This is a genomic window from Lactobacillus acetotolerans DSM 20749 = JCM 3825 (genome assembly GCF_001436775.1).
In the GTDB taxonomy this organism is placed as follows: domain Bacteria; phylum Bacillota; class Bacilli; order Lactobacillales; family Lactobacillaceae; genus Lactobacillus; species Lactobacillus acetotolerans.
Genome location: NZ_AYZC01000037.1, coordinates 1 through 8,415, shown reverse-complemented (window position 1 = coordinate 8,415; position 8,415 = coordinate 1). Strand labels below are relative to the sequence as shown.

Here is an 8,415-nt window from a genome sequence, read left to right as displayed (position 1 = left end):
GTGGTATGACTTAGGTAACAACCAATGGGTTCGTGCTAACGATTTAACTGGTGCCAAAGTCGCTGCTCCTGCAGCTAAGATAACCACTACCAATACTACTAATTACAACACTAGAACCAACAATAACTCAGCTTCTTATGCTAGAAGCAACAATTCATCTTACACTTCAAACGCATCTGGTTCAGACGCAAGTGCCAAAGCATGGATTGCTAATAAAGAATCCGGTGGCTCATACGGTGCAAACAATGGTCAATACGTAGGTAAGTACCAACTTTCAGCATCATACCTTCACGGTAATTACTCAGCTGCAAACCAAGAAAAAGCCGCAGATAGTTATGTAAACAGTCGTTACGGTTCATGGTCAGCAGCCAAGTCCTTCTGGCAAGCAAACGGTTGGTACTAATAAAGCCAATAAACTAAAACTAAATAACAACAGAATAATAAAATTAAAGAGGCAGTTTAATTAACTACCTCTTTTTTTCAATATTATTTTGACTAATTACTGCATTATAATGCTATTTTTGTTAAAATGTTGGTACTATTTTACTAAAGGAAGAAACTATGAGAAAAACAAAGTTAATCACTGCTATTCTAAGTGTTACCCTATTATTTAGTGGCGCAGTTGCTTTAGAAGAGACTAATCAACCACAAACGGTTCAAGCTGCAGCTAAAAAGCTGGGCTCTGTTACTGTTAAGGGTAAAAAAAAGTTCGGCTTTATAAATCAACGGGGAAACATTCGAAGTATCATGCTTCACCTAAGAAAAAGTACTCTTATACTGCTAAGAAACATTTAAAAATTGGTAAGAAAAAACTGTTAGCTTATAAAATAGGTAACGATTCTCACTGGATTTTATCTAAAAATGTAAAAGTAACTAAAAAGATCAGTTATAAATCAGCTAGTATAAAGATGCCAAGGGGATATACCCGTTCAGCTTTATTGAAAGCTTATCAAGGTAAGCCAAGTGCTGATTTTGTTAAAGCTTCAATGAGGGGAATGAATGATAATACTTTTAGTCGAACCAAGACGGCTGAAAGCAAAAATGATAATGATACTATAATTGATCCGACTAATTTAACTACTGCTCAAAGTTCAGAACTTACGAGTTATACATTGCGCTTAATAAATGAAGCTAGAAGTGATCTGAATTTAAAACCATGGTTAGGAAGCAGAGGTACGCAAAAATTAGCTCAAGATATTGCTAATGAGTATACTAAAAATGGTAGGAGTATCAAAGATGGACATTATGTAGCTGGAATTGTTCATGCATGTAAGGCAAACGGGTTGAACCTTAATGATAATTATGTTGAGGATATGGCCGGCTTTTACAACCCGAAGCAAACGATGACCATGACTGAGATGAAGAAGAACGTTTACTTTGGCTTAAAGCAGATGCTTTTTGGTTACGTTGGTAGTGGCGAAGGTCAAAGAAACAATAAGAAATATTATAGAGAATGGGAACATGCAGGTGACTTGTTTAACACACAGGGTTCGCTTCATGACGGCGACCATAATTACTTTGGTTTCAGTATTTCTAAAGCTAATAATATTTATTCCATGCACTATATAAGTGTTCCGACATTTATTGTTAAGAGCAGTAAGTATAATATTTCGTTTAGACCATAAAAAATTAAATTGATTAGGGCTTAAGTTTTATAACTTAGGTCTTTTTTGTTCTTCTTTACTTTAATAATTGTGTATATGATAATGAGAATATAGTTTTAAATGAAATGTTTTCAGAAGGGAAATCTTATGTTAAAGATCGACCACCTAAGTAAAAGCTTTGGTGCTAAAAAAGTCTTAAGTGATGTTAACTTTGAAGTTCCGAACGGCAAAATTTTGGGAATTATTGGTAAAAATGGTGCGGGTAAAACGACCACGTTTCATAGTATTCTTAACTTTATTACTTTTACTGGAACGATTTTATGGAATGGCGAGCCGCTGACAGAGAAAGATTATGATCAAATTGGGTATTTACCAGAAGAACGCAGCTTGATACAGAAATTGACAGTTAAAGAGCAAGTTCGTTACTTGGCTAATTTAAAGAATATGTCGACAAAAGAGATTTATCAGAAATTGCCAGTTTGGATGGATAAATTGAAAGTAAAAGGTAATTTGAATGATAAAATTTCTAGTTTATCAAAAGGAAATCAGCAAAAAGTTCAATTAATTTGTACTTTAATTCATCAACCTTCGTTAATTATTTTAGATGAACCCTTTAGTGGATTAGATCCAATTAATGTAGATATTTTAAGGAACACAATTTTAGAAGAGAAAAAACGTGGAGCTGCGATTATTTTTTCTGATCATGATATGAATAATGTGGAAAGCCTCTGCGATAGTATTGTTTTGTTGAAAGACGGGTATGCGGTGATTAATGGTAATTTGCATGATGTTCGATCTAGCTTTGGCAATACCAATATTTTTGTTGAGGCTGAATTAGCAATAAGTAGATTAAAGGAATTACCACATGTGCTTTCTGTAATTGAAGAAAAAGATGGCTTGTATAAATTAACTATTTCAGATGAAAAATATGGTCCTGAAATTTTTGATCAACTAACCCATGGTCAATATATTAAAGTCTTTGCTCAGCAACCACCAACACTAACCGATATCTTTAAGAAAGAAGCTTAATCATGAAGAAAACTTTTATTGTTCTCAAAGAGAATTATTTGCGTCAGATTAAGTCTTGGAGTTTTATTACATTAGTGTTAGCACCGTTTGCTTTTTTTATGGCTGGTATTAGTTATTTGGAAGCTAAGAATAGTTCGGATAATGATCAAATTGCTGTAATTAGACAGGTTAAAAAAGCCCCTCTTAATAGTTATGAATTAAAGAAGCAAGGGATCGATGTTACTAGTAAATATGCTAATATTACCGCTGCTAAGAAAGCTTTGAAAAAAGATAAGATTCGTGGTTACTTAACTGCTAAAACTGAAAGTAGCCAAGTAAAAGTTACTTATGTTGGGTCTAGTAATCTAGATAATAGTGAAAAACAAGGTATTAATAATATTGCTGGCAAATACCAACAAATTCTCAATATTAGACAGTCTAGAATTAATGATAAGCAGTTAAAAGTGTTAACTCGTAAACCGAGTTTTAAACAAAAGATTCAAAATAGTAGTCATGCTAGTTCAATCAAAGAAATTTCAACTATGATTCTGATCTTTGTGATGTACTTTATCTTAACGACTTATGCTTCGATTACGGCTCAGGAGATTGCCTCTGAAAAGGGCTCTAAGATAATGGAGATTATCTTTTCCAGTATGAAAGCAATTAGATATTTTTATGGAAAAATATTGGCAGTATTTTTTTAATCATGACTCACCTAGCAATCTATTTTATAGGTGGCTGGATTTTCTTTGAAGTTGCTGTCAGAATTAAATCTTTGGCTCCGATTATAAAAAAATATAAGCCGTTAATTGATGGGGTCATACACAATTTGGTGTCGAGTAGTCTGCTCTATGTAATCTTAGGAGTCATAATTTATACCATTCTCTCAGCTTTATGTGGTGCTTTGGTTTCTAGAGCGGAGGATGCTTCTAAGGCTACGCAACCAACAATGGTTCTAACTATATGGTTGGCTTCTTTGGAGCCCTTTCGCTACAGCAATCACCAAACAATCTTTTTGTCAGAATCTTTTCTTATGTTCCATTTACTTCTTCTTTCTTTATGCCGATTCGGTTAGTCAATGGAACAGTTTCGCCGTTAGAAAATACTATTTCTTTAGTGATATTGGTAGTAACAATTGTTGTCATGTTGATTTATATTGGTAAAATTTATGGTGGTTTGGTTTTACAAACTGATGATATTGGCCTGTTTAAAAGTCTTAAACGTGGAATTTCAACAAGGTAAATATCAAATTTTTATTATTCATTTAATTTAGTCATAACAAAAGCCTCAAAAGCTAAATGCTTTTGGGGCTCATTATATTTCCTAATATTTATGAATATTGTTTACAATAAAATAGATTATTTAGGCTAGATTTAAATCTGAATGAGATCCTGTCGAAATAAAATGAATATAATTACCTTTGCGATAGTATATTAATATCCAATCAGGTTTAATATGTAGATCTCGTTCTGGCTCACGATTAGTTAATTTATGATCCTGATATTTTTAGGGATAGGGTCACCATTTAAGAGTATCTGAAAAATTTGATCAAAGTCAGCATGTTTGTGTCTTCCATCATGGATTAATTTCTGATATTCCTTCTTGAAGTTATGAGTGAAAACGGGTTGATATTTTTCCATTAATTATATAACCATTTCAACCCTTCTTTACCATTTTTAAATTTTTTGACTTTGCCTTCTCTATCTTGTTGAATATCTTCTTTTAATTGATTAGATGGATGAAAATTACCAATTTCTTGTTGCTTTAGCTGCATCTCCAACATCTGACGAGCTTCTTGTGATGGATTTAACCCATGTGCTTTGGCATTAGCAGCGATACGATCTTTAGTGTCTTGGTCAATGGTAATATATAATTTGCTTTTTTTATTTTTCCCTTTGACTGTCATTCTGCCCATCTCCATTCAATAATTTCTGTACGATAATTATATCATAGAGATTATTTTATATGTGTTAAGGTAATTTATATTGATCATCCTTTTATAAAATTAATTGTAAAAAAGGAAGGAATGTGTATGGCAGTTTATATTCGTTCAGCTAAAATCAATGATTTAGATGAGATTATGTTGATTATTGATGAGGCTAAACAATTGTTAAAAAGCGATGGAAGCCCGCAGTGGCAGGATGGCACTCCTAATAGTGATATATTTCAAGAAGACATTAAGAAAAAGCGCTGCTATGTCTTGGTTGTTGGCAAGCAAATTGCTGGTGTAGCAGTGCTAATGACGACCAAGGATCCACATTACACTAATATTGAAGGTGGGGTATGGAAAGATAATCGCCGACGATATGCAACCATTCATAGAATTGCTATATCAGATCGTTATCGTGGTCAACATTTGGGAGAGATATTCTTTTCAAATTTAATTTCTCACGGGGTAATGCTGGGCATTCACAATTTTCGGATTGATACCCATGCTATGAATAAGAGGATGCAGCATTTAATTAAAAAATTTGGTTATCATTATCGTGGTATTATTTATGTTAATTCGACTAAAAACGGAGCACGTTATGCTTATGAATTAAATTTATAGGGAAAATAAGATGAAAAATTTTATGGAGGAATGAAATGACAAAAACTGTCTATTTGGTACGTCACGGGCAAACTTTTTTTAATTTTTACCACAAAGTTTAGGGCCGCTGTGATTCACCGTTAAACGAAACAGGGATTCGTCAAGTTGAAGCTACACGAGATTATTTTAAAAAGAAGGGTATTAAATTTGATAAAGCTTTTTCTTCAACACAAGAACGAGCCAGTGACACCCTTGAAATAATCACCGATCATAAGATGAAATATAAGCGCTTAAAGGATTTGCGTGAAAAAAATTATGGCATTTATAAACGTAACGATGAATATTTGTTGCCCTAGTTGCTGGACATGGTGATATTTTAACTGGATACGTACGCGCAGATACTGAGAAAAAAGATTTTTCTGGTTTTCGTAATGCTTCGGTCGTTAAATTAGCTTTTGATGGAAGAAAACCACATTTTGTAAGTTATGCCTGGCCAGCCAAACGGTTATTTCATTGGCATTGGTAATATTTAATTCTTTACTGATTTGACTTAAACCGACTCCTTTTTGATAAAGTTTGATTGCTCTTAATTTTGTATTAGCTTGATATTTGGTCATATGAAAAACCTCCTGGATTAGACTCTTCGTCTAGTTCAGGAGGTTAACTTCAAAGTGATCTGTAATTGCTTTTATTTTGTATTTGAATGTTTATTAAAAGATAAATTTGTTGAATGCTTTACTAATTCCATCCTCATCATTGGAACTGGTGATGAAATCTGCATGTTTCTTAGCCTCATCGCTGCCATTACCCATACATACAGCAATTCCAGCAAAAGAGAACATGGAAATATCATTTCTTTCATCTCCAACTGCCATGACTCCTTTAGATGAAATATTTAAATTCTGGCATAATTCCTTTAAACCATTACCTTTGCTTACTCTTGGATTCAATAATTCGATAAAATGCTCATCGGCGCGAACCACATATAAATCTTTACCAAATACTTTCCGGATTTCTTTTTCCCATTGATTAAGTAAATCAGAATCACCAACAAAGCAGCCTTTAGCAATCTCCAAATCATCCGGCATTTCTTCCGGTGCACGGACATATAAAGTTGCTTTGTTTTCATAGGCTTGAACGTATACCATCGGATTAATATCGTGATCGGAGGTAATAATTCGTGAATCAACGTCCACAATATTAAATGGTATTTGGTGTTCGAGGGCAAAAGCGGTCATTTTACGGTAGAAGCTACTTGGAACAAGATCCTTGGTAATGATATCGTCGTCAGCATCCCTCGTAATTGCGCCATTTAAAGTTACAACATATTCGGCTGATCCTTCAATCCCCAATTCATCCATATAATGTTGCAGACCAGCAATTGGCCGACCTGAACAAAGGACCACTTTAATTCCACGATCCAAGGCTTTCTTTACAGCTTCTTTTGTACTAGTTAAGATTTTTCCGTGTGAATTAAGTAAAGTTCCATCTGTATCTAAGGCAATAAGTTTAATTGACATATTAAATTGCTCCTCATCTATTTATGTGTACATTTTCATTATACTAAAAAATATAAATTACATTAGAAAAAAATGTTTACTTTCTTCTTTAAATTTAATATCCTTTTTTGCGTTAGCAATCGCTTTCAAATATAATAAAGGTAGTTAAAATAATTTTTAAATAGAAAAGAGAGAAAAATGAAATTTCCAAAGAATTTTTTGTGGGGCGGCGCAACTGCTGCTAACCAAATTGAAGGTGCTTATAACGTAGATGGCAAGGGATTATCTGTAAGTGATATTACAACTGCTGGGGATCTGAAAAATCCAAGAATGCTAACTTATAAGTTAAATGGCAAATTACAAGAGAAGCCTGCAGCTCCTGGTGCTGGTATTCCAGCTGGTTCAGTTGGTGCAATTGATCCTAATAAGTATTATCCAAGTCACGTAGCCATTGATTTTTACCACCGTTACAAGGACGATATTAAAATGTTTGCTGAGATGGGTTTTAAGACTTTTAGATTATCAATTGCTTGGACCAGAATTTTTCCTAAAGGTGACGAGAAGGAACCTAACCAAGCTGGCCTAGATTTTTACCGTAAAGTTTTTGAAGAATGTAAGAAATACAATATTGAACCTTTAGTAACCATCTCTCACTACGAAGATCCGCTTTATTTAAGTGAAAAGTATAAGGATTGGTCGGATCGTAAAATGATCGATTGTTATGTTCATTATGCAGAAACTTTGTTTAAGGAATACAAGGGCTTGGTTAAATACTGGTTAACCTTTAACGAGATTAATTCTGCTTTATTAATGCTTGGTATTTCTAGTGGTGGCAAAGTTACAGATGCACAATATCAACATGCTTACCAAAAACTGCACTATCAATTTGTAGCTTCTGCACGTGCAGTTAAATTAGCACACAAGATCGATCCAAACTACGTGGTTGGTAACATGATTTGTGGAATCGTTAATTATCCAATGACACCAGATCCTAAAGATATTTTAGCTAACCGGCATGCTTGGGAAAAATCAATCTTTTACTGTGGTGATGTTCAATGTAAGGGTAAATATCCAACTTACGCTCAACGTTTATGGAATGAACATAACGTTCATTTAGATATTACCGATCAAGATAAGAAAGATTTGGCTGAAGGTAAAGTTGACATGTATACCTTCTCTTACTACATGTCTAACCTTGTAACTACCCACAAAGTAAAGGATAAGATGAGCGGTAACTTCGCTGCTGGAGCTAAAAATCCGTACTTGAACTATTCTGATTGGGGCTGGGCAACTGATCCAGATGGCCTGCAATACTTCTTAGAGGTAATTTATGACCGTTATGAGCTTCCTGTTATGGTCGTTGAGAATGGTTTAGGAGCAGTTGATAAAATTTCTTCTGACGGTAAGATTCACGATGATTACAGGATTGACTACTTAAAGCAACATATTGAAGCAATGGGTAGAGCAATTGCCGATGGTGTTGATTTAATTGGCTACACCACTTGGGGCTGTATTGACTTGGTATCTGCAGGAACCGGTCAAATGTCGAAGCGTTATGGCTTTATTTATGTTGACCGTGATGATAAGGGTAATGGTACCCTTGATAGAATGCCAAAAGATTCATTCTATTGGTACAAGAAAGTTATTGCGTCTAATGGTCAAGATTTAAGTGAATAAATATAAATAATTAAAGTAAAAAATGACTCATGTAAAAAAACGGGCTCTTTGTCAAATCCTGTTGATAGAGAGTAAATGAATAGAATCAGGCAGTCAT

General features: G+C 34.0%; 10 protein-coding genes and 2 pseudogenes. 8 read left to right on the top strand and 4 right to left on the bottom strand.

Annotation, left to right across the window (positions count from 1 at the left end):
• The 5 genes and pseudogenes from apf to FC77_RS06030 form a co-directional block, all read left to right on the top strand.
• A partial coding sequence (gene apf / locus FC77_RS08080) for an aggregation-promoting factor (protein WP_477218252.1) occupies positions 1-403 on the top strand: 403 nt, incomplete at its 5' end.
• Positions 404-561: 158 nt separating this feature from the next.
• A pseudogene (locus tag FC77_RS06045) lies at positions 562-1,625 on the top strand (SEC10/PgrA surface exclusion domain-containing protein).
• A gap of 126 nt (positions 1,626-1,751) precedes the next feature.
• Positions 1,752-2,633: an ABC transporter ATP-binding protein gene (locus tag FC77_RS06040; protein ID WP_056970656.1), complete on the top strand. Its 882-nt coding sequence runs from the start codon at positions 1,752-1,754 to the stop codon at positions 2,631-2,633.
• A gap of 2 nt (positions 2,634-2,635) precedes the next feature.
• Positions 2,636-3,316 carry an ABC transporter permease gene (locus FC77_RS06035; protein WP_056970654.1) on the top strand — a complete coding sequence of 227 codons (681 nt, stop codon included), beginning with the start codon at positions 2,636-2,638 and terminating at the stop codon, positions 3,314-3,316.
• Between the two features lie 259 nt (positions 3,317-3,575).
• Positions 3,576-3,854: an ABC transporter permease gene (locus FC77_RS06030; RefSeq protein WP_054682063.1), complete on the top strand. Its 279-nt coding sequence runs from the start codon at positions 3,576-3,578 to the stop codon at positions 3,852-3,854.
• Positions 3,855-3,974: 120 nt separating this feature from the next.
• Here FC77_RS06030 and FC77_RS08285 read toward each other — a convergent pair whose 3' ends face one another.
• Both FC77_RS08285 and FC77_RS06020 read right to left on the bottom strand, forming a co-directional pair.
• Positions 3,975-4,067, bottom strand: a complete 93-nt coding sequence (locus FC77_RS08285) for a type II toxin-antitoxin system RelE/ParE family toxin (protein WP_206488418.1) — start codon at positions 4,065-4,067, stop codon at positions 3,975-3,977.
• A 184-nt stretch (positions 4,068-4,251) separates the two neighbouring features.
• Positions 4,252-4,518 carry a hypothetical protein gene (locus tag FC77_RS06020; RefSeq protein WP_056970652.1) on the bottom strand — a complete coding sequence of 89 codons (267 nt, stop codon included), beginning with the start codon at positions 4,516-4,518 and terminating at the stop codon, positions 4,252-4,254.
• A gap of 126 nt (positions 4,519-4,644) precedes the next feature.
• Here FC77_RS06020 and FC77_RS06015 point away from each other — a divergent pair, with 126 nt between their 5' ends.
• Positions 4,645-5,163: a GNAT family N-acetyltransferase gene (locus FC77_RS06015; RefSeq protein WP_056970650.1), complete on the top strand. Its 519-nt coding sequence runs from the start codon at positions 4,645-4,647 to the stop codon at positions 5,161-5,163.
• A 134-nt stretch (positions 5,164-5,297) separates the two neighbouring features.
• Positions 5,298-5,668 (top strand): annotated as a pseudogene (locus FC77_RS07910) (histidine phosphatase family protein).
• Here FC77_RS07910 and FC77_RS08075 read toward each other — a convergent pair.
• Positions 5,586-5,759, bottom strand: coding sequence for a helix-turn-helix domain-containing protein (locus FC77_RS08075; RefSeq protein WP_162258101.1), 174 nt, complete (start codon positions 5,757-5,759; stop codon positions 5,586-5,588). The pseudogene FC77_RS07910 and the gene FC77_RS08075 sit on opposite strands and share 83 nt — an antisense overlap.
• A gap of 93 nt (positions 5,760-5,852) precedes the next feature.
• A complete protein-coding gene (locus FC77_RS06010) occupies positions 5,853-6,662 on the bottom strand; it encodes a Cof-type HAD-IIB family hydrolase (protein ID WP_054682064.1) in 810 nt (269 codons plus the stop codon).
• Between the two features lie 177 nt (positions 6,663-6,839).
• On the opposite strand from FC77_RS06010, the gene FC77_RS06005 reads away from it, so the two are divergent.
• Positions 6,840-8,318, top strand: coding sequence for a glycoside hydrolase family 1 protein (locus FC77_RS06005; protein WP_056970648.1), 1,479 nt, complete (start codon positions 6,840-6,842; stop codon positions 8,316-8,318).
• The last annotated feature ends 97 nt before the right edge of the window (positions 8,319-8,415 follow it).

Bases quoted from the DNA above. Each gene is read 5' to 3' on its own strand.
- FC77_RS06040 (WP_056970656.1), top strand. From the start codon at position 1,752: ATGTTAAAGATCGACCACCTAAGTAAAAGCTTTGGTGCTAAAAAAGTC.
- FC77_RS06035 (WP_056970654.1), top strand. From the start codon at position 2,636: ATGAAGAAAACTTTTATTGTTCTCAAAGAGAATTATTTGCGTCAGATT.
- FC77_RS06030 (WP_054682063.1), top strand. From the start codon at position 3,576: ATGGTTGGCTTCTTTGGAGCCCTTTCGCTACAGCAATCACCAAACAAT.
- FC77_RS06020 (WP_056970652.1), bottom strand. From the start codon at position 4,518: ATGACAGTCAAAGGGAAAAATAAAAAAAGCAAATTATATATTACCATT.
- FC77_RS06015 (WP_056970650.1), top strand. From the start codon at position 4,645: ATGGCAGTTTATATTCGTTCAGCTAAAATCAATGATTTAGATGAGATT.
- FC77_RS08075 (WP_162258101.1), bottom strand. From the start codon at position 5,759: ATGACCAAATATCAAGCTAATACAAAATTAAGAGCAATCAAACTTTAT.
- FC77_RS06010 (WP_054682064.1), bottom strand. From the start codon at position 6,662: ATGTCAATTAAACTTATTGCCTTAGATACAGATGGAACTTTACTTAAT.
- FC77_RS06005 (WP_056970648.1), top strand. From the start codon at position 6,840: ATGAAATTTCCAAAGAATTTTTTGTGGGGCGGCGCAACTGCTGCTAAC.